The organism is Frigoribacterium sp. CFBP9030 (assembly GCF_034045195.1).
GTDB lineage: Bacteria > Actinomycetota > Actinomycetes > Actinomycetales > Microbacteriaceae > Frigoribacterium.
The window spans coordinates 73,445-91,869 of record NZ_JAXCWG010000008.1; the positions used below are offsets into that span (position 1 = coordinate 73,445).

Here is an 18,425-nt window from a genome sequence, read left to right on the forward strand (position 1 = left end):
GATCATGGACGACGACGAGTTGCTGAGCTCGAGGCCGTCTTCGCCTCGCGCCCACGGTAGTGCACTACGGTGCACTCTATGGTGAACGGAATGGGCGACCTCGCGGCACTGATCGGCGGACGCGTCCGGGCGTCGCGCCAGGCGAACGGGTGGACGCTCGACCAGATGGCGGAGCGATCCGGGGTCAGCCGGCGGATGGTCGTCAAGGTCGAGAAGGGCGACACGAACCCGAGCGTGACGACGCTGCTGCTGCTGAGCGACGCGCTCGGGATCGGACTGCCCACCCTGGTCGCCGAGCGGGAGGGCGTGCCCGCGGCCCTCACCCGCGACGGCGAGGGGACGACCCTCTGGCGCAGCCCCGGAGGCGGATCGGGGGTGCTGCTGGCAGGGACGCCGTCGCCGGACGTCCTCGAGCTCTGGCAGTGGAGCCTCGAGCCGGGCGACGAGCACGACAGCCTCCCCCACGCACCGGGCACGAGGGAGATCCTGCACGTGACCGCCGGCACGGTGACCCTGAGGACGGGCCCCGCCAGCACCACGCTCGGCACCCGCGACACCTGCGCCTTCGACGGCGACCAGCCCCACTCGTACGCGAACACGACCACCGAGCGGGCCGCGTTCACCCTCGCCGTCTTCGAACCGGACGTCGGCACCGCGCCCCTCCGTGACATCGCTCCGCACCCGATCGACGAAGGGACCGACTCATGAACGAGACCACGAAGGGCTGGCTGCTCCTCGCGGCGGCGATCCTGTCCGAGGTGACCGCGTCGCTGTCGCTCAAAGCCGCCCTCGAGCAGCCCGCCTTCTACGCCGTGGTCGCCGTGGGCTACCTCGCCGCGTTCATCCTCCTGGCCCTGGTGCTCCGCACCGGGATGGCCCTCGGGGTCGCCTACGGCATCTGGGGTGCCAGCGGCGTCGCCCTGACGGCGGTCGCATCGAGTCTGTTCTTCGGCGAGCCGATCACCCTCCTGATGGGCATCGGCATCGTCGTCGTCATCGTCGGCGTCCTCTGCGTCGAGCTCGGCGCCCAGGCTGCGAAGAAGCCGGAGACCGACTGATGGCCTACCTGTTCCTCCTCCTCGCCATCGCCTTCGAGGTCGCCGGGACGACGTCCCTCCGCCTCGCCATCGACGACAGGCGCTGGTACGGCGGCGTCGCCGCCGGCTACGTCGTCGCCTTCTCCATGCTCGCCCTCGCCCTCGCCGGCGGCATCCCCCTCGGAGTCGCCTACGGCATCTGGGCCGCGGCAGGGGTCGCCGTCACCGCGATCATCTCGAGGTTCCTGTTCGAGGAGCCGCTGACCTGGCTGATGAGCCTCGGCATCGTCATCATCGTCGGCGGCGTGCTCCTCATCGAACTCGGCGCCAGCCACTGATCGTGCGTTCTGCACCGGGGATGCTCGGGCGGCGCTGGTATCGTCGGCTGATCGATGCACCCCGGGGGACGACCTCCGCGGGTCGGCAGCTCTCGGGGACGACCTCGCGGAGGTGACCATGCCCCACACGACTCGTCCACACCCCTCGACAGAGGCACCGGCGACGCCCCTCGGCGTCGTCCTCGCCCCCTCGACCCTCGTGCCGCTGATCGCCGTGTGGCTGGTCGTCGCCGCCTCCGTCATCGTCGGACCGGGTCTGCTCCGCGACCCCGTCGCTCCCCCGGTGGCCGCGGTGTCGTTCGTCGTGATCCTCGCGGCGATCGTGGTCGCGGCGTTCCGCGTCGTCCACGAGGCCGAGCATCTGGCGAGAGCCCTCGGAGAGCCCTTCGGCACCCTGATCCTGACCCTGTCGATCGTGATCATCGAGGTCATCCTGATCGCCTCGGTCATGCTCGGCCCGGGTGAGTCGACGACCATCGCCCGCGACTCCCTCTTCGCCGTGATGATGATCATCATCAACGGCGTGCTGGGTGCCGCCCTCCTGGTGGGCGGACTGCGGCACGGCCCCCAGCGCTACAACCGGGAGGGCACGTCGCAGTACCTCGGCATGATCGTCGTCTTCACGCTGCTCGCGCTCGTCCTGCCGAATGCCACCACCTCGGCCGCCGCCGGGTCGTTCTCGGACGTGCAGGCGGTCGGCGTCGCCGTCCTGGCGGCCGCCGCCTACGCGATCTTCCTCGGCCTGCAGACCACGAAGAACCGCGAGCTGTTCACGCAGCCCTCCCCCACAGCGGCGACGATGTCGGAGGCGACGACGGGCGGCACGGGGAACGAGTCCGCGGCCCATCCGAGCAGATCCATCGTCATCACCCACTCGGCTCTGCTCGTCGTCACCGTCCTCCCCATCGTGCTGCTCTCGCACGATCTGGCCACCCTGCTCGACGTCGGGATCGCCCTCCTCGGCGCCCCCGCGACCCTGAGCGGCGTCCTGATCGCCCTCATCGTCTTCACTCCCGAGGCTGTGACGGCGATCCGCGCCTCCCTGGGCAACGAGACCCAGCGGACCATCAACCTGGGGCTCGGCGCCTTCGTCTCCACCGTCGGCCTGACCCTCCCCGCGGTGCTCGTCATCGGCCTGATCACCGGCGAGACGGTCGTTCTCGGCGAGTCGGCCGCGAACACGGTCCTCATCGCGGCGACGCTCGCGTTGAGCATCGTCACCTTCACGTCGAAGCGCACCAACGCGCTGCACGGGCTCGCCCACCTCGTCCTGTTCGGCGTGTTCGCCCTGCTGATCTTCTCCCCGTGACCAGGACGGGTCGTTCCCCAACTGGGGGTGCCCTGCCGCCCCCTCCGGCGGCTTAAAATACCGTGGGGGTCCGAGGCGTGCGAGGCCGCCGATACGACCCGCCGAGGTCGAGTTCTCCGGTCGCCCGACTACGAAGGAACAGAGATCCTCCTTGCTCGACTCCATCACTCTGCGGATCGCGTTCGGCGTCATCACCCTCACCCTGTTCCTGCTCTTCGCGTTCGTCACCTACCGCAGCACGAGATCCGCCTTCAGCTTCTGGTGGTGCGCGGCGCTCGTCCTCTTCATGGCCGGGTCCTTCGCCTATCTGCGAGACGGTACGGCCGACCAGGTGTGGGGCAACCCCCTCGGCAACGGCGTCGTCGTCGCCGGTGCCGCATCGGTCTGGATGGGCAGCAGATCCCTGCGGGGCCGACCGACGCCGTGGTGGCTCGTCGTCGCACCGTCGGCCTTCGTCACGTCCGTGTCGGCCTTCGACTCGCCGGCGACGAACGACTGGTCGGGCGGACCCTTCTATCTGGCCCTGATGGGCGCTCTCATCAGTCTCTCCACCCGCGAGATCGTGCTGCTCGACGCCCACCTGTCGCGAACCCGCTGGCCGCTCATCCTGGCCTCGGGGGCCCTCGGTCTCTACTACCTCGTCCGCTTCGGGGTCTTCCTGGCGGTCGGCCCGCGCAGCGACCTCTTCGTCACCTTCTTCGGAACCCCGTCGACGACGCTGATCACCCTCGTGCTCCTCGTCGTGGTGTCGTTCAGCATGGCGTCGCTCAGCGGCGAGCAGACCACCAAGGTGCTCGCCGCCCGCGCGGCCCGCTCGCGTCAGGAGCTGCTCGACGGCGGCGGGGTGCAGCGCCGGCTGCTGCCGCAGTCGACCCCCGATCTGCCGGGCTACGACGTCGCCGGCACCTGCATCCCGAGCGGTGCGGTCAGCGGTGACTTCTTCGACTGGCAGCGGACCCCGGACGGCCTCGTGGTCACCCTCGCCGACGTCATGGGCAAGGGGGTCGGTGCGGCGATGATCGCGGCGACCGTCCGGGCGTCGCTCCGCGCCGCGACCCCGTCTCACGAGCCCGGTCAGACGATGTCCATCGTCGATCGCGCGGTCGAGACGGATCTCGAGGCCGTCGACGCCTTCGTCACGCTGCTGCACCTGCAGCTCGACGCCGAGAGCGGCGTGGTGACGGCGGTCGACGCGGGTCACGGTCTGGGCGTCATCTGCCGAGCCGACGGCACCCGCGAGGTGATCGCCTCCGAGAACCTCCCGATGGGGGTCTACGGCACGCAGACCTGGGTGACGACCACGACGCGTCTCGATCCCGGCGACCTGCTGCTGATCTGCAGCGACGGGGTCCTCGACCTCTTCGACGACGACGTGTCGGCGCTCAGCAGGGCCGCCGACGTCGCGACCGCCGCCGAGCCCACCGCGTCGGGCGCGGTGACGAGCATCACCCGTCTGGCCGCCGAGGGCGACTACCCCGACGACGTGACCGTGGTGGCGATCCGCCGCGATCTCGTCAGCGCCTCGACCACCTCGCCCATCACCTGACCCGGCGACACCTCGCCGGTGGCGGGCGAGTCGAAGGCCGACCCGAGGGCGATGTCGATCAGGAGGCGCGCGAGGGTGTCGGAGGTCAGTCCCGTGACCTGCACCGTGCCTCCGGCGAAGACCTGATCGATCAGCCCGCGCAGCTTCTCGAGCACGGCCCGACGCTGCTCGACGAAGACCGCCATGACCTGCTCGTCGGCGAGCGCCTGCGAACGGAACTCGGACATGAGCGCGAAGTCCTCGGCCGTGCCGGGGCCGTACGGCTCGAACGCCCGGCGCACCGCGTCGGGCAGCGAGGTCAGCTCGGTGCCGGGCAGCATCATGTCGTCGAGGGCCTTCAGCGCCCCGTCGGTCTCGCGGCGCAGCAGCTCGACCACGAGATCGGCCTTCGACGCGAAGTTCGAGTAGACGGCGCCCTTGCTGAAGCCGGCCTCGCGGGCCACCTCGTCGAGCGTGGTCGTGTGGACCCCGCCGGTCGAGAACAGCCGGGCCGCGGCCACCAGCAGCCGTTCTCGCACCTCCGCCTTGCGGGGCCGAGAACCGGGGGCGTCGGCGGTGCTCACCATGACTTCGACCCTAGGGGACTCTCCGTCGCCGCCGCTGCGACGCTGGCCGTCATCCGCTACTCGAGTTCGGCGAGGTCGCTGTAGAGCGACGTGATCTGACCGACCCGCGTCCGCCCCGCCCGCGGATGCTCGGCGAGCACGGCCGAGGCGAGCAGCGCCGCGAGACTCATCGCCGCGGCGTAGCTGTCGAACGGCGACTCGCTGTCGACCGGGCACTCGAGCCGCAGCGCACCGGGGGCGCGGGCCGTCACGTCGCCGATCAGCACCACGGGCACGCCCTGCCGCCCGAGGGCGCTGACGAGCCCCGCGAAACCGGCCGGTCGCCGACGGAACCCGACGAGCACCACGACGTCGCGCTCGCCCAGCCCGGCGAGCTCTTCGCCGACCGACTGCCCGGGCTGCGGCGCGAGACGCACGTCGTCGCGCGCCTGCACGAGCTGCTGCCGCAGGTGCGAGGCGACCGGGTAGCTGTTGCGGAACCCCGCGACGACCACCCGGCGGGCCCCGGCGATCAGCGTCGCCGCCCGCTCGAGCCGCCCGTCGGCGAGACCGTCGAGCATGCGCTGGAGGTTGCGGTGCTCCGCCGCCGCGTGACGCACGAGATCCGAGGAGGCGCTGGCCGACCCGACCGGGACCCCTCGGCTCCGTGAGGCCCTCGCCTGATCGCGGACCTCCTGCGCGTCGGTGAACCCGAGGCGCCGGAACAGCCGCGACACCGTCGCCTTCGACACCCCGCTCTGCTCGGCGATCTCGGTCGCCGTGTAGACGGCGAGGTCGTCGAGGTGATCGAGGATGAAGTCCGCCGCACGCTGCTCGCTCGGGCTCAGCGCACCGTAGCCCGAGTCGATGCGGTCGCGGATGCCCTCGGGCGCTGGGACGGGCGACGAACCGGGGGCCGGGTCGGGGGCCGGCGACCCGGGGGCGGTGGCGGCGGGGTCGACCCGACCCGCGCCTCCTGCGGGGGCGTCGCTCATGCGGTCGTCTCGGCGGAGACGTGCCGGGCGGCGAGTTCGCGGACGGCCGCCTCGAACGCGTCGAGCGCGACGGCGACGTCGGCCGCGGTGACGGTCTCGTCGGGGTGGTGGCTGATGCCGCCGTTGCCGCAGCGGACGAAGAGCATGGCCCAGTCGGTCAGGGCGTCGATCGCCATGGCGTCGTGCCCGGCCTTCGAGAACAGGGTCATCGGTTCGGCGTCGCCGGTCGCGACGATGCCGGTGCGCACCGCGTCGGCGAGCGCCGCCGACGCGACGACGGCCGGTGCCGAGTGGGTCTCGTGGGCGGCGAAGACGAGCCCGCGTTCGACGCAGGTGCGGGCTGCGGCGGCCTCGATGGCGGCCCAGACCTCGTCGCGCCGGTCGTCGTGCTCGGCCCTCAGATCGAGGCTGAACTCGACGAGCCCGGGGATCACGTTGACCCCGCCGGGGAACGCCTCGAGACGCCCGACCGTGGCGATGCAGCCGGCGTCGCGGGCGATGCGCTCGACGGCGAGCACGACCTCGCTCGCCCCGGCCAGGGCGTCGTGCCGCCGGTGGAAGGGCACACCGCCGGCGTGCCCGGCGACCCCCGTCATGGTCAGCTCGAACCGGCGCGCACCGGCGATCGACGACACGACGGCGAGCGCCCGATCGGCCTCTTCGAGGTACGGACCCTGCTCGATGTGGGTCTCGAGATACCCGATGACGGAGCCCCGAGGAGGCGCGGCGTCGCCCACGGCCTCGGGGTCGAGCCCGAACGCGACGAACGCGTCGCGCAGGCTCACGCCCTCCGAGTCGACGAGCTGCCACCACGCGTCGTCCCAGGTGCCGGCGACGGCGCGCGATCCGAGCAGGGCCGTGCCGAAGCGGGTGCCCTCCTCGTCGCCGAACGCGAGCACCTCGACGGCGAAGGGCAGCCGGATGCCGGCGGCGCTGAGACGCTCGACGACCGCGATCGCGAGCAGCACGCCGAGCATGCCGTCGTAGCGACCCGCGTCGGGCACCGTGTCGAGGTGCGAGCCGAGCAGCAGGGCGGGCGCCCCGGGCTCCCGGCCCTCGTAGCGGCCCCGCTGGTTGCCGGCGGCGTCGAGCCAGGTCGTCATGCCCGCCTGCTCCATCCACCGGCCGGCGAGCTCGTTGACCCGCGCGTGCTCGGGGCTGAGGTAGACGCGGGTCAGACCGGTGCTGCTCGACGACACGGCGGCGAGCACGTCGCAGCGCTCAAGCACCGTGCGGGCGTCGGGGGCGATGCCGGAGGCGCGGGGCTGGGGTGCGGAGGCCTCTTCGGGACTCACGCCGCGCCTCCTGCGCCGTCCGTCTCGGTCGCCGCTGCTGCGGTCGCCGCTGCTGCGCTCGTCGCTGCCGCCGTCGCCGCCGCCTCCGTCGCCGCCGCGCGGTCCGCGTCGGTGTAGACGTCGTAGGCCGCGCCAACTCCGCCGCCGGTCGTGATCGGGGCTCCGGCCCGGCGCAGCACGGCCTCGAGCGCCGAGAGCGTGGTCAGCACGGTGTCGCGGCGGGCGTTGTAGCCCATGGTGCCGATGCGCCACACCTTGCCGTGCAGCGGACCGAACGAGGTGCCGATCTCGATGCCGAAGTCGGTCAGCATCGCACCGCGCACCGCGTCGCCGTCGAGCCCGTCGGGGATCACCACGGCGACGACGTTGTTCATCTTGTGCGCGAGATCGCCGAACACCTCGAGACCGAGGCCCTGCACGCCGGCGAGCATGGCCGAGCCGTGCAGCGCGTGCCGGGCGATGGTCTGCTCGAGGCCCTCGTCGACCACGAGCCGGGCGCACTCGCGGGCGCCGTAGAGCATGGTCGTCGCCTCGGTGTGGTGGTTCAGCCGCTGGGGGCCCCAGTAGTCGAAGATCATCGCGAGATCGAAGTAGTTCGAGGCGATGCGCCGGCTGCTCGTGACATCGCCGTCGCCGCGGATGCCCGCCTCGATCGACGTCCGCGACCGGATCGCCTCGACCGCACGCGGCGAGAACGTGGCCGGCGCCGAGCCCGACGGACCGCCCAGGCACTTCTGCAGCCCCGCGGTGACGGCGTCGAGACCGAGCGCGTCGGTGTCGAACGCGTTGCCGGTGATCGACGCCGTGACGTCCGTGTAGAACAGCACGCCGTGCTTCGCGCAGACCTCGCCGAGGCCCTCGAGCGGCTGGGCCACTGTGGTCGACGTGTCGCCGTGCACGACGGCGAGCAGTTTCGGGCGCACCCGCTCGATCGCGGCGGTGATCTGCTCGAGCGTGAACACCTCGCCCCACGGCACCTCGATGGTGTGCACCTCGGCGCCGCAGCGCTCGGCGATCTCGCGGAGGAGGTGCCCGAACCGCCCGAACACCGGCACCAGCACGCGGTCGCCCGGCTCGATCAGCGACACCAGGGCCGCTTCGATGCCGGCGCGCGAGGTGCCGTCGACGAGCACGGTCTGCTCGTTCGCGGTGCGGAACACCTCGCGGTAGAGGGCCTGCGTCTCGTCCATGTAGGCGGTCATCGCCGGGTCGTACTGACCGACGAGCTGCGCCGACATGGCGCGCAGCACTCGCGGATCGGCGTTGATCGGGCCGGGGCCCATCAACAGTCGAGCGGGGGGATCGATCTGCTGGAAGACTCGTTTCACCCGGCCCATCTTACGCAACCCGTGTTTCAGGCGGATGAACTCGTGCTGCTCGGGAGCACGGGCCGCGGCTCGGGAGGCGCAGCTTGGGACGCGCGGTGCAGGAGGCGCGGTGCAGGAGGCGCGGCTCAGCCCGGCCACCCCGCCGCGAGCCCGAGCAGCGCGAGGTCCGACCCCCGCGGCCCCACGAAGCACAGTCCGACCGGCGCCAGGCGTCGAGATGCCTCGAACGGCGCCCTCGACGGGCCCGACTGCCCCCGTTGCGTCACTTCGATGGGCCCGGCGACGGGCACCTCGAGGCGCGGCGCCGAGACAGCGGGCGCGCCGAGCACCCCGGCCACGCAGGTCAGCCCGAGGGTCGCCGACCGCACCGCGTCGACCTCGGCCGCCGACGCACTGAGCGACGGTGCCGCCGACGACGCGCTCGGCAGCAGCAGCACCCGGTCGGCGAGGAGGGACTCGAGACGGCGACGCTCGTCGGTCAGGGCGACCCGCGCCTCCTCGGCACGTTGCGGCGACACCGTCGAGCCGAACGCGAAGCGCGCCGCGACGTCGGGGGCCAGGCACCCCGGGTGAGCGGTGATCCACGCTCCGTTCGACCGCCACGCCTCGTACGCCTGCAGCACGCGGAACAGCTCGAACAGCTCGGCGACGTCGCCGAGCGCGACGGGTTCGGGGCGGGCGATGCTCCCTGTCGAGACGGCCTCGTCGATCGACCGGGTGAAGGCGGTCCGAACCTCGGGCGTGACGGCCGCGAGCAGCGAGGGGTCGACGACGTACGACGGGTCGACGGCGCGCTGGTCGACACCCGGACGATCGACGGCGGGCAGCGTCACCGCAGCCGCCCGCAGCAGTGTGTCGGCGTCGCGCGCCAGCCAGCCGACGGTGTCGAAGGTCGGGGCGAGCGGCAGCAGCCCCGTGCGGTCGACGGCTCCGTGCGTCGTGCGGAGACCCCAGAGCCCCTGGTACGAGGCCGGTACGCGCAACGAACCGCCCGTGTCGGTGCCGAGACCGATGCTCGCCTGGCCGAGGGCGACGGCCGCGGCCGGTCCGCTGGTCGATCCGCCCGAGATCGCACCGGGCACCGCGGGGTTGGGCGGGGTGCCGTATGCGGAGTTGCGGCCGGCGATGCTGTACGCGAACTCGTCGGTCTGGGCGATGCCGGTCACCGACGCCCCCGCCTCGAGCAGGAGCCGCACCGCGGACGCGTGCTCCGTCTCGGGGGCGGCCTCGTCGAGGAACGCGGGCACTCCGGCGCCGATCGCCTGACCGGCGACGGCGAAGAGGTCCTTCACGGCGACGGTCTCGCCCACGAGCGACCGGTCGGGCGCACCGCCCCCCTGATCTGCAGGAGGCGCGGTGCCGGTCGCCCCGTCGCCTCGCCGACCCGGCACGAGCGGCTCCCCCACCACGCGCCACACCCGTCGGTCGAGGGCGGGCGCCGGCGCCTGGACCTGCGCGGACGCGATGCGCCAGGTGCCGCCGGCAGGGGCCTCTACGTCGGCACCGCGGCGCCAGAGCTGGGTGACGACCCCGCGCCCGCCGCCCGCCGGCGCGTTGACCGAGACGATCAGCGCGGTGTCGTCGTCGAGCACCCGAGCGTGCACCTCGATCACCCGACGCACCGGCCCCGAGCCCCGTCGACCACGGAACGCCGTGATCGCCTCGTGCCCGACGAGGAGCCCGCCGGCGTCGGCGCGCAGCACGGTCGCGGTCGGCTCGAACGCGGCCGCGAGCGCCACCTGGTCGTCGGCGGCGAGCGCACGCTCGTACGCGTCGAAGGCGGCGAGCAGCCCGTCGGGCGGCGACCCCTCGACCGAGGCGAGGGCCGTGACCGAGTCGACCCGCGCCTCCTCGGGGACGCCCTCAGCCACGGTCGACCCCGTCGAAGTCGGCGACGCGGATGCGGGCGTGCACACCGGTGACGAGATCGACGACCTGCGAGATGTCGAAGTCGGTGGCGGCGCTGAGATAGGCGTAGGCGAGGGTCTCGTCCATGCCCCAGCGGGCGCGGAGGAGGGCGATCGCGGCGCGGACGCAGGCCCTGACGGCTTCGTCGAGGTCGGGGTCCATGCCGGTGGGGACGAGGTGCTCGTGCGTCTCGGCGAGCGGGCCGACCAGTTCGCCGAACTCCGCGACGGCGACGTCGTGCGGCACGACGTCGAAGCGGAGGGTGACCCGCAGCGACGCCTCCATCGCGGTCAGCGCCACCTCGCCGTCGCCCTGCGCGAAGTGCGGGTCGCCGACGTAGGCGAGGGCCCCGTCGACCTGAACGGGCAGGTAGAGCGACGCACCCTCGGTGAGCAGGTTGATGTCGATGTTGCCGCCGTGCGGACCGGGCGGCACCGAGTGCGGACGCTCGTCGCCCGCGACCGCGACGCCCATGATGCCGAGGAACGGCCGCAGCGGGAACCGCACCGCATGCGGGCCGCCCGGCACGACCGGCATCGTGCCGACCAGTCCGTCGGGGCCCGCGTCGACGGCCGCGAAGACGCTGACCGAGTCGTCGCCGAGCGGGTACTCGCCGGCGAGGGCGCCCCGCCCGTGCCGGTTCGACACGACGCCGTACGGCACGCGCGGCGTCGCCGTCACGACGGTGATCTTGAGGAGGTCGCCCGGTCGCGCGCCACGGACCTCGACGGGGCCGGTGACCACGTGCGGACCGTCGACGGAGGCGTCGCGACCCGAGGCGTCGGAGGCGGCGATCTCGATCGCGTCACGCAGCACCGCGTCGGCGGGCACCCCGTGCGACGCGAAGAAGGCGAGCGGGTCGCGGCCCTGGTCGTCGAGCACGCCCTCGTGGCTGACGGTGTCGATCGTGACCGTCGAGCCCGACTCGATCGAGAGCACCGGAGCGTCGGAGGCGCAGGGCAGTCGACCCCAGAGCGTCGTCTCGGGGATGGCCGGCAGGTAGGCGTCGCCGGGCAGGTCGCCCTCGCCCGGCTGCAGGACGGGGACGACGGGTGCGGCGGCTGCGGCGGGTGCGGCGGCGTGGGGGTCGGTCATGCGGGGCCTCTCGATCTCGCGCGCCCGGGACGGTCTTCACCGGGGCCCTCCCGACCCTAGTGACCCGACCTCCCCTCCCGAGGGCGACCCTGAAACAAGCAGTTCACAAACGGCCGATCGTGAAACACGCCGTTCACACGACCGTGTGAGGATCACCGCATGGCGATCATCCTCGGCGACAACCAGTACGGCAAAGCGGAGTCACGGCTCGTGCGCATCATGCGCGACGCCCCTCGGCACGAGATCCGCGACCTCAACGTGACCACCGCGCTGCGCGGCCCGTTCGAGGCCGCCTACCTCGAGGGCGACCAGTCGGCCGTGCTGCCCACCGACACCCAGAAGAACACGGCGTTCGCGTTCGCCAAGTCGCACGGCGTCCAGTCGATCGAGGGCTTCGGGCTCGATCTCGCCCGGCACTTCGTCCGCGACGTGGGGCCCGTCGAGGGCGCCCGCATCGAGATCGAGGAGTTCGCCTGGCAGCGCGCCGTCGTCGACGGCGTCGAGCACGACCACACCTGGCTGCGCACCGGTCAGGAGGTCCGCACGGCCGCCGTCACCGTCGACGCCACCGGCGAGCACGTGATCGGCGGCTTGAAAGACCTCGTGCTGCTGAAGTCGACCGGGTCGGAGTTCGCGGGGTTCCTCAGCGACGACTTCACCACCCTGCCCGAGACCCACGATCGCGTGATGGCGACAGCGCTCGACGCGAAGTGGCGGTTCACGTCGACCGAGGTCGAGTGGGACTCCGTCTACGCCGAGGTGAAGAGACTGCTCGTCGCGCACTTCGCGACCCTCCAGTCGCTCGCTCTGCAGCAGACGCTCTGGCACATGGGCCGCGCGGTGCTCGAGGCCGTGCCCGAGATCGCCGAGGTGCGCCTCGTCGCACCCAACAGGCACCACTTCGCCTACGATCTCGACCGGTTCGGTCTCGAGAATCAGAACGAGGTGTTCTGGGCGGCCGACCGGCCCTACGGTCTGATCGAAGCCACCCTCATCCGCGACGACGCTCCCCCGGCCGGCGAGGCCTGGCGCGCCTCCGCCGGTCTGGCCTGACTCACCGGTCTCTCGCCCGCACCCCGACACCCGAACCCGACACCCCAGGAGGCGCCATGCCCGGCACCGACGACGCCCAGTGGCTCGCCCGCTCCATCGACCTCGCGGTCGCGAACGTCGCCGACGGCGGTGGCCCGTTCGGTGCGCTGATCGTCCGCGACGGCGTGGTGCTCGCCGAGGGGCAGAACCGGGTCACCCGCGATCTGGACCCGACGGCGCATGCCGAGGTCGTCGCGATCCGAGCCGCCTGCTCGGCGATCGGCGACTTCTCTCTCGCCGGGGCGACGCTGTACACCTCGTGCGAGCCGTGCCCGCTCTGCCTCTCGGCGGCGCTCTGGGCTCGCGTCGACCGCGTCGTCTACGCCGCCGACCGGCACGACGCGGCGCGCGGCGGCTTCGACGACCTCGAGTTCTACGAGCTCTTCGGTCGCGACCGCTCGACTTGGGACCTCCCCGTCGACGCCGTCCGACCCGAGAACGCCCCGGCGCCGTTCGACGCCTGGCTGGCCCACGACCACCGGACGGACTACTAGGCCGGTGCCGGTGGCGGAGCGCAGGAGGGGCGGGTCAGCTGCCCCGGTACGTCGAGTACGCGAAGGGGCTGAGCAGCAGGGGCACGTGGTAGTGCGCGGCCTCGTCGGCGAGGTCGAAGTCGATCGTCACCCGCGGGTAGAACGACCGCCGCTCGGAGGCCGCGAAGTAGGCGGCCGTGTCGAAGGTCAGCCGGTAGGCGCCGGCCGGGAGGGCGTCGGGCCCGAGGTCAGCGACCCGGCCGTCGGCGTCGGTCACGGCCGAGGCGAGCACCGCGCCCGTCTCGTCGGCGAGCACCACGGGCACCCCGGTCGCCGGGCGACCCAGCGCCGCGTCGAGCACATGCGTCGTGACGTGACTCATGCGAGGCGCGTGCCGGCGTCGGCCGCGGGCTCGGTCTCGCGCGGCGACGCCGTCTCCGCCGAGCGCCCCGACTCGGCGCTGGTCTCGCCGAAGGTCTGCCGCAGTCGCAGCACCGCGATCTCGACCAGCTGGGCGCCCGCTTCGCGCTTCTCGGTCTCGTCGTCGAGCTTGAGGCGCCGTTCGAGCTCGTCGATGATCTCCTGCCTGCTGCGCCCCGCAGCCCTGATGACGAAGACGCGATCGAAGCGCGCCTCGTACGTCGTGTTGCCCTCGGCGAGCGCCTTCACCTCGGCGGGGTCGTCGGTCAGCTGCGACGCCTGCTGCTCGCGGCGGCTGAACTCCTGTGCCGAGCCCTCTCCGACCGGCGCCTCGCCGATGCGGGGGTGGTGGGCGAGGGCCTCGTCGATCTCGTCGCCCGTCAGCTCGGCCCCGGCGCGCTCGGCGACGGCCACCAGCTCGGAGACGTCGGAGTACGGGGCACCGGACGCCACCTCGTCGACCCAGCGCTGCACGGACAGCGCGGTCGTGAGGTGGTCGCGCAGCTGGCTCTCGGAGACGTCGATCATGGACGACACTGTATCCACGACTGGCTGCACGCCGACGACCACAGGCGGGAGCATCGCATGGACCTCGTGACGGTGACGGACGTCCGCACGCCCTCCTCCCGTGCGGAGCTGTCGTTCGGGCCGGGCGAGCGGCCGATGGGCGGCGGCACCTGGCTCTACTCCGAGGCGCAGCCGGGGCTCACGGGTCTCGTCGACCTCACCTCGCTCGGCTGGTCGCCTCTCGACGAGACGCCCGACGGGGTGACCGTGGGCGCCACCTGCACCATCGCCGAGCTCACCCGGCTGCGGGCCCGACCCGAGTGGGCCGCGGCGCCGCTGATCCGTCAGTGCGCCGAGAGCCTGCTCGCCTCGTTCAAGATCTGGAACGTCGCGACCGTGGGCGGCAACGTGGCGCTCGGCCTGCCGGCCGGCGCCATGACGTCGCTGATGTCGACGCTCGACGCGACCGCCGTCGTCTGGACGAGCGACGGCGGCGAGCGCCGCACCCCGGTGGCCGAGTTCGTCACCGGCGTGCGCGAGTCGGCGCTGGCCCCGGGCGAGGTGCTGCGGGCGCTCGAGATCCCGACCGCGTCGCTCGAGTCGCGGACGGCCTTCCGGCGCATCGCGCTGAGCCCGCTCGGTCGCTCGGGCACCCTGGTCACCGGGCGCCTGGCCGAGGCGGGCGAGTTCGTCGTCACCGTGACGGCCGGCACGATCAGGCCCGTGCAGCTCCGCTTCGACGAGGTGCCGAGCGAGAGGGCTCTGTCGGCCGCGCTCGACGGGGTCGACGAGTGGTACGACGACCCGCACGGGGCACCCGACTGGCGGCGGGCCACGAGCACGGGCTTCGCCGAGGAGATCCGACGAGAACTGGGGGGCTCCTGGTGAGCAGAGACGACGAGGGAACCCGGGGCCGGCACGGCTCCACAGGGGTGCAGGGCATCACGAACAACGGCCGCCGGGTCGTCTTCGAGGTCGACGGCGACACGCTCGACGCCCCCGTGGCGCCCGGGCAGGTGCTGCGGACGGTGCTGCGCGACGCCGGCGTCCATTCGGTGAAGAAGGGCTGCGACGCGGGCGACTGCGGCGCCTGCTCGGTGCTGGTCGACGGCGACCCCGTGCACTCGTGCGTGTATCCGGCCCACCGGCTGGACGGCCGGGCGGTCACGACCGCGGCGGGGCTCGGCACCCCCGACGCCCCGCACCCGATACAGCAGGCGTTCGTCGACGCGGCCGGGTTCCAGTGCGGCTTCTGCACGGCGGGCATGGTCGTGACGGCCTCGACGTTCACGGAGGCCGATCGGGATGATCTCCCGCGCCTCCTGAAGGGCAACATCTGCCGGTGCACGGGGTACCGGTCGATCCGCGACGCGATCTGCGGGGTCGGCAACACGGTCGCCCCGGCGGTCGGCGAGGCGGCGGGCCGCTCGGTCAAGGCGCCCGCCGGGCTGCGCGTCGTGACGGGCCGCGAGGAGTTCACCCTCGACTCCCCCGCCCCCACCGCACTGCTGCACATCGCCGTGCTCGGCAGCCCGCACCCGCACGCCCGCATCGTCGCGATCGACACCGCGGCGGCGCTGGCCCTGCCGGGGGTGCACGCCGTGCTGACGCATCACGACTCGCCGGCCACCCTGTTCTCGACCGGTCGCCACGAAGACCGGGAAGACGACCCCGACGATGGCCTCGTGCTCGACCCCGTGCTGAGGTTCCGCGGTCAGCGGGTCGCCGCGGTCGTCGCCGAGTCGCGCCGGCAGGCCGAGCTCGCCCGCGACGCGATCGTCGTCGAGTACGAGCAGCTGCCCGCGGTCTTCGACCCGGAGGAGGCGCGGCTCCCCGGGGCCCCGCTGCTGCACGGCGAGAAGACCAGCGAGGTCTCGCGCATCGCGTTCCCCGAGCGCAACACCGTCGCGGCCATGCACGGCGAGACCGGCGACGTCGAGGCGGCGCTGGCCGCGGCCGACACGACCGTCGAGGGCACCTGGACGACGCAGCGGGTCAGCCACGGCTCGCTCGAGACGCACGCCACCCGCGGCTGGCTCGACGACGACGGGCGCCTCGTGCTCCGCACCTCGAGCCAGGTGCCGTTCCTGGTGCGCGACGAGATCGCCCACGTGTTCGGTCTGCCCGAAGACCGGGTCAGGGTCTTCACGAAGCGGGTCGGCGGCGGCTTCGGCGGCAAGCAGGAGCTGCTGACCGAAGACCTCGTCACGCTCGCCGTGCTGGCCACCGGCCACCCGGTGCAGTACGAGTTCACCCGCGACGACGAGTTCACGATCGCGCCGACCCGGCACCCGATGCGGGTGCGCGTGCGACTCGGCGCGACGGCCGACGGCACGCTCACCGCGCTGCACGTCGACCAGCTGATGGACACGGGCGCCTACGGCAACCACGGCGTCGGCGTCATGTACCACTCGGTGCACGAGTCGGTCGCGGTCTACCGCTGCGCCTCGAAGCGGGTCGACGCCGAATCGGTGTACACGAACAACCTGCCCTCGGGCGCGTTCCGCGGGTACGGCCTCGGGCAGGTGATCTTCGCCATCGAGTCCGCGATGGACGAGCTCGCGATCAGGCTCGGCATCGACCCGTTCGAGCTGCGACGGAAGAACGTCGTCGTGCCGGGCGACGCGATGGTCGTCACCGATCCCGACGAGGAGACCGATCTGATCTGGGGCAGCTACGGCCTCGACCAGTGCCTCGATCTCGTCGAGGAGGCGCTGGCCGGCCCCGACGCGCAGCCCGCCCCCGAGGGCCCCACCTGGTCGACCGGCACCGGCATGGCCCTCGCCATGATCGCCACCATGCCGCCCCGAGGGCACTTCGCCGACACCACCGTCGAGCTGCGACCCGACGGCGGCTACGACATCGGCGTCGGCACGGCCGAGTTCGGCAACGGCACGACGACGGTGCACACCCAGCTGGTCGCGACGGCCCTCGGCACGACACCCGACCGGGTCTCCGTCCGCCAGTCGGACACCGACGTCGCCCGGTACGACTCGGGGGCCTTCGGGTCGGCCGGCGTCGTCGTGGCGGGCAAGGCCCTCTGGGCCGCGGCGCACAAGCTGCGCGCCGCCATGATCGACCGTGCGCTGACCCTCGCCGGAGGCGCGGCGGACGTCGTCGACGGCGGCACCGCCCCCGAGGTGGTGCCCGGCGGGGTCGTGGTGACCCGCGCCTCCTCGGCGGGGTCGGCTGGGTCGGCTGGGTCGGCGGGGACCCGTCTCGTGACGGTCGACGAGCTGCTGGCCGACGGTCCGCTCGTGGCCGACGGCAGTCACGACGGCACGCCCCGATCGGTGGCGTTCAACGTGCACGCGTTCAAGGTGGCCGTCGACCGCTCGACCGGCGAGGTGCGGATGCTGCGCTCGATCCAGGCGGCCGACGCCGGCACGGTGCTGAACCCCGAACAGCTGCGCGGGCAGATCGAGGGCGGCACTGCCCAGGCGATCGGCACGGCCCTCTACGAGGAGATGATGCTCGACGGCGAGGGGCGGGTGCTGACGACGGCGCTGCGCAACTACCGGCTGCCGAAGTTCTCGGACGTCCCCGAGACCGAGGTGCACTTCGCGACCACCCACGACGAGCTCGGCCCTCTCGGCGCGAAGAGCATGAGCGAGGCTCCGTACAACCCCGTCGCCCCGGCCCTCGCGAACGCGATCCGCGACGCGCTCGGGGTGCGGCCGCACGAGCTGCCCATGTCGCGCGACCGCCTCTGGCGCCTCGCCCGCTGACGGCCGGCACGGGTCCGGGGCCTGAGCCTGGGCACCGGGCGGCGTCGACGGCACGGGCAGGGCCGGCGGGCCGGGCCCGGTGCCGAGGAGGCGCGGGTCGGCCTCAGCCGATCGGCGCGGGCATCGGGACGACGCGGTACGCCGCCTCGAGGGTGTCGCCGGTGGTCGGGTCGTGCATCTCGACCGACCACGAGTCCGCGAACTGGTCGACGCCCGGCAGCATCGCCACGGTGCCCGAGATGAGAACGGTGCCGGGGGTCGCGAGGTCGCGCTCGGCGAGCACGTCGAGCCAGTAGTCGGGGGTCAGCAGGGCGCCGAGCGTGGAGTCCTGGATGAGCTCGCGCGAATCGCCCGACCCGACGTAGCCGCGGAGCGTGATCTCGTCGAGGTGGTCGCGCACGTCGTCGAGGCGCCAGGCCCGCGTGCCGAGCACGTCGGGGCTCGCGTTCTTGCTCCACGCGACGCCGTGAACCTCGAGGGCACGGTCGGTGTGGTCGCAGGCGACGGTGAGCAGCACGCCCGAGTCGGTGATGACCAGGGCCCACTCGGCCTCGCCGCTGGTGCGCCCGTGCTGCACGTCGACCTCGGTCGCCTGCGACGCCAGGTAGGGCGAGACGGGGTAGAGCGCCGGGGTGGTCGTCGGGCCGGGCACGCCGAGCTCGGCCAGCTCGGCGATGTGCGCCTGCACCTCGTCCTGCTCACGACCGGCGTAGCCGGCGTTCAGGAGGCGCGTGACCTCGACGGTCTCGGTCGAGCCGTCGGGCAGGGTGAAGCGGAGCGTGCTCATGGGGGTCTCCTCGAGGGTGGTC

The 18,425-nt window shown here is 72.8% G+C and carries 18 protein-coding genes; 9 read left to right on the forward strand and 9 right to left on the reverse strand.

The features are described from left to right. Positions 1–78: 78 nt before the first annotated feature. The 5 genes from SOM13_RS10385 to SOM13_RS10405 all read left to right on the forward strand — a co-directional run bounded on the left by SOM13_RS10385 (position 79) and on the right by SOM13_RS10405 (position 4,230). Entirely contained in the window at positions 79–708 is a 630-nt protein-coding gene (locus SOM13_RS10385; RefSeq protein ID WP_320479670.1) for an XRE family transcriptional regulator, read from the forward strand. Then, the gene (locus SOM13_RS10390; protein ID WP_192061443.1) at positions 705–1,058 is read left to right on the forward strand and encodes a DMT family transporter; all 354 of its coding nucleotides are present in this window, start codon (positions 705–707) and stop codon (positions 1,056–1,058) included. The genes SOM13_RS10385 and SOM13_RS10390 overlap by 4 nt, the downstream gene beginning before the upstream one ends. Beyond that, positions 1,058–1,375, forward strand: coding sequence for a DMT family transporter (locus tag SOM13_RS10395; RefSeq protein ID WP_320478240.1), 318 nt, complete (start codon positions 1,058–1,060; stop codon positions 1,373–1,375). The genes SOM13_RS10390 and SOM13_RS10395 overlap by 1 nt, the downstream gene beginning before the upstream one ends. 118 nt (positions 1,376–1,493) lie before the next feature. Next, a complete protein-coding gene (locus tag SOM13_RS10400; RefSeq protein ID WP_320479671.1) occupies positions 1,494–2,684 on the forward strand; it encodes a calcium:proton antiporter in 1,191 nt (396 codons plus the stop codon). 151 nt (positions 2,685–2,835) lie between these two features. Beyond that, positions 2,836–4,230 carry a PP2C family protein-serine/threonine phosphatase gene (locus tag SOM13_RS10405; protein WP_320479672.1) on the forward strand — a complete coding sequence of 465 codons (1,395 nt, stop codon included), beginning with the start codon at positions 2,836–2,838 and terminating at the stop codon, positions 4,228–4,230. On the opposite strand, the gene SOM13_RS10410 is transcribed toward SOM13_RS10405, so the two are convergent. From SOM13_RS10410 to SOM13_RS10435, 6 genes are all read right to left on the reverse strand, one after another. Continuing rightward, entirely contained in the window at positions 4,155–4,796 is a 642-nt protein-coding gene (locus tag SOM13_RS10410) for a TetR/AcrR family transcriptional regulator (RefSeq protein ID WP_192061447.1), read from the reverse strand. The two genes, SOM13_RS10405 and SOM13_RS10410, sit on opposite strands and share 76 nt — an antisense overlap. 56 nt (positions 4,797–4,852) lie before the next feature. Continuing rightward, positions 4,853–5,770: a MurR/RpiR family transcriptional regulator gene (locus SOM13_RS10415; protein WP_320479673.1), complete on the reverse strand. Its 918-nt coding sequence runs from the start codon at positions 5,768–5,770 to the stop codon at positions 4,853–4,855. Beyond that, positions 5,767–7,065: an allantoate amidohydrolase gene (locus tag SOM13_RS10420; RefSeq protein ID WP_320479674.1), complete on the reverse strand. Its 1,299-nt coding sequence runs from the start codon at positions 7,063–7,065 to the stop codon at positions 5,767–5,769. The genes SOM13_RS10415 and SOM13_RS10420 overlap by 4 nt, the downstream gene beginning before the upstream one ends. Next, complete coding sequence (locus SOM13_RS10425; RefSeq protein WP_320479675.1) at positions 7,062–8,393, reverse strand: alanine--glyoxylate aminotransferase family protein; 1,332 nt, start codon at positions 8,391–8,393, stop codon at positions 7,062–7,064. The genes SOM13_RS10420 and SOM13_RS10425 overlap by 4 nt, the downstream gene beginning before the upstream one ends. A 125-nt stretch (positions 8,394–8,518) precedes the next feature. Next, positions 8,519–10,264, reverse strand: coding sequence for an AtzH-like domain-containing protein (locus tag SOM13_RS10430; RefSeq protein WP_320479676.1), 1,746 nt, complete (start codon positions 10,262–10,264; stop codon positions 8,519–8,521). Continuing rightward, complete coding sequence (locus tag SOM13_RS10435; protein ID WP_320479677.1) at positions 10,257–11,396, reverse strand: acetamidase/formamidase family protein; 1,140 nt, start codon at positions 11,394–11,396, stop codon at positions 10,257–10,259. The genes SOM13_RS10430 and SOM13_RS10435 overlap by 8 nt, the downstream gene beginning before the upstream one ends. A gap of 159 nt (positions 11,397–11,555) precedes the next feature. Between SOM13_RS10435 and pucL the strand changes: the two genes are divergently transcribed. Both pucL and SOM13_RS10445 read left to right on the forward strand, forming a co-directional pair. Continuing rightward, positions 11,556–12,449 (forward strand): factor-independent urate hydroxylase, encoded by an 894-nt coding sequence (gene pucL / locus SOM13_RS10440; protein WP_320479678.1) that lies wholly within the window; start codon positions 11,556–11,558, stop codon positions 12,447–12,449. A gap of 56 nt (positions 12,450–12,505) precedes the next feature. Then, the gene (locus SOM13_RS10445) at positions 12,506–12,982 is read left to right on the forward strand and encodes a nucleoside deaminase (protein ID WP_243216474.1); all 477 of its coding nucleotides are present in this window, start codon (positions 12,506–12,508) and stop codon (positions 12,980–12,982) included. A gap of 34 nt (positions 12,983–13,016) precedes the next feature. On the opposite strand, the gene uraH is transcribed toward SOM13_RS10445, so the two are convergent. Beyond that, complete coding sequence (gene uraH / locus SOM13_RS10450; protein WP_320479679.1) at positions 13,017–13,343, reverse strand: hydroxyisourate hydrolase; 327 nt, start codon at positions 13,341–13,343, stop codon at positions 13,017–13,019. Then, positions 13,340–13,909, reverse strand: a complete 570-nt coding sequence (locus SOM13_RS10455; RefSeq protein WP_320479680.1) for a 2-oxo-4-hydroxy-4-carboxy-5-ureidoimidazoline decarboxylase — start codon at positions 13,907–13,909, stop codon at positions 13,340–13,342. Before SOM13_RS10455 ends, uraH begins: the two co-directional genes overlap by 4 nt. Before the next feature lie 57 nt (positions 13,910–13,966). Here SOM13_RS10455 and SOM13_RS10460 point away from each other — a divergent pair, with 57 nt between their 5' ends. Continuing rightward, complete coding sequence (locus SOM13_RS10460; RefSeq protein ID WP_320478251.1) at positions 13,967–14,776, forward strand: FAD binding domain-containing protein; 810 nt, start codon at positions 13,967–13,969, stop codon at positions 14,774–14,776. Positions 14,777–14,829: 53 nt separating this feature from the next. After that, complete coding sequence (locus SOM13_RS10465) at positions 14,830–17,616, forward strand: molybdopterin-dependent oxidoreductase (RefSeq protein WP_414655523.1); 2,787 nt, start codon at positions 14,830–14,832, stop codon at positions 17,614–17,616. Positions 17,617–17,719: 103 nt separating this feature from the next. On the opposite strand, the gene SOM13_RS10470 is transcribed toward SOM13_RS10465, so the two are convergent. Next, the gene (locus SOM13_RS10470) at positions 17,720–18,403 is read right to left on the reverse strand and encodes a DUF2848 domain-containing protein (RefSeq protein WP_320478252.1); all 684 of its coding nucleotides are present in this window, start codon (positions 18,401–18,403) and stop codon (positions 17,720–17,722) included. Positions 18,404–18,425 lie beyond the last annotated feature (22 nt).

Excerpts from the sequence above, each read along its gene's own strand:
- SOM13_RS10445 (WP_243216474.1), top strand. The coding sequence starts at position 12,506 with ATGCCCGGCACCGACGACGCCCAGTGGCTCGCCCGCTCCATCGACCTC.
- SOM13_RS10455 (WP_320479680.1), bottom strand. The coding sequence starts at position 13,909 with ATGATCGACGTCTCCGAGAGCCAGCTGCGCGACCACCTCACGACCGCG.
- SOM13_RS10385 (WP_320479670.1), top strand. The coding sequence starts at position 79 with ATGGTGAACGGAATGGGCGACCTCGCGGCACTGATCGGCGGACGCGTC.
- SOM13_RS10460 (WP_320478251.1), top strand. The coding sequence starts at position 13,967 with ATGGACCTCGTGACGGTGACGGACGTCCGCACGCCCTCCTCCCGTGCG.
- SOM13_RS10470 (WP_320478252.1), bottom strand. The coding sequence starts at position 18,403 with ATGAGCACGCTCCGCTTCACCCTGCCCGACGGCTCGACCGAGACCGTC.
- SOM13_RS10435 (WP_320479677.1), bottom strand. The coding sequence starts at position 11,396 with ATGACCGACCCCCACGCCGCCGCACCCGCCGCAGCCGCCGCACCCGTC.
- SOM13_RS10400 (WP_320479671.1), top strand. The coding sequence starts at position 1,494 with ATGCCCCACACGACTCGTCCACACCCCTCGACAGAGGCACCGGCGACG.
- pucL (WP_320479678.1), top strand. The coding sequence starts at position 11,556 with ATGGCGATCATCCTCGGCGACAACCAGTACGGCAAAGCGGAGTCACGG.
- uraH (WP_320479679.1), bottom strand. The coding sequence starts at position 13,343 with ATGAGTCACGTCACGACGCATGTGCTCGACGCGGCGCTGGGTCGCCCG.
- SOM13_RS10395 (WP_320478240.1), top strand. The coding sequence starts at position 1,058 with ATGGCCTACCTGTTCCTCCTCCTCGCCATCGCCTTCGAGGTCGCCGGG.
- SOM13_RS10415 (WP_320479673.1), bottom strand. The coding sequence starts at position 5,770 with ATGAGCGACGCCCCCGCAGGAGGCGCGGGTCGGGTCGACCCCGCCGCC.
- SOM13_RS10410 (WP_192061447.1), bottom strand. The coding sequence starts at position 4,796 with ATGGTGAGCACCGCCGACGCCCCCGGTTCTCGGCCCCGCAAGGCGGAG.
- SOM13_RS10390 (WP_192061443.1), top strand. The coding sequence starts at position 705 with ATGAACGAGACCACGAAGGGCTGGCTGCTCCTCGCGGCGGCGATCCTG.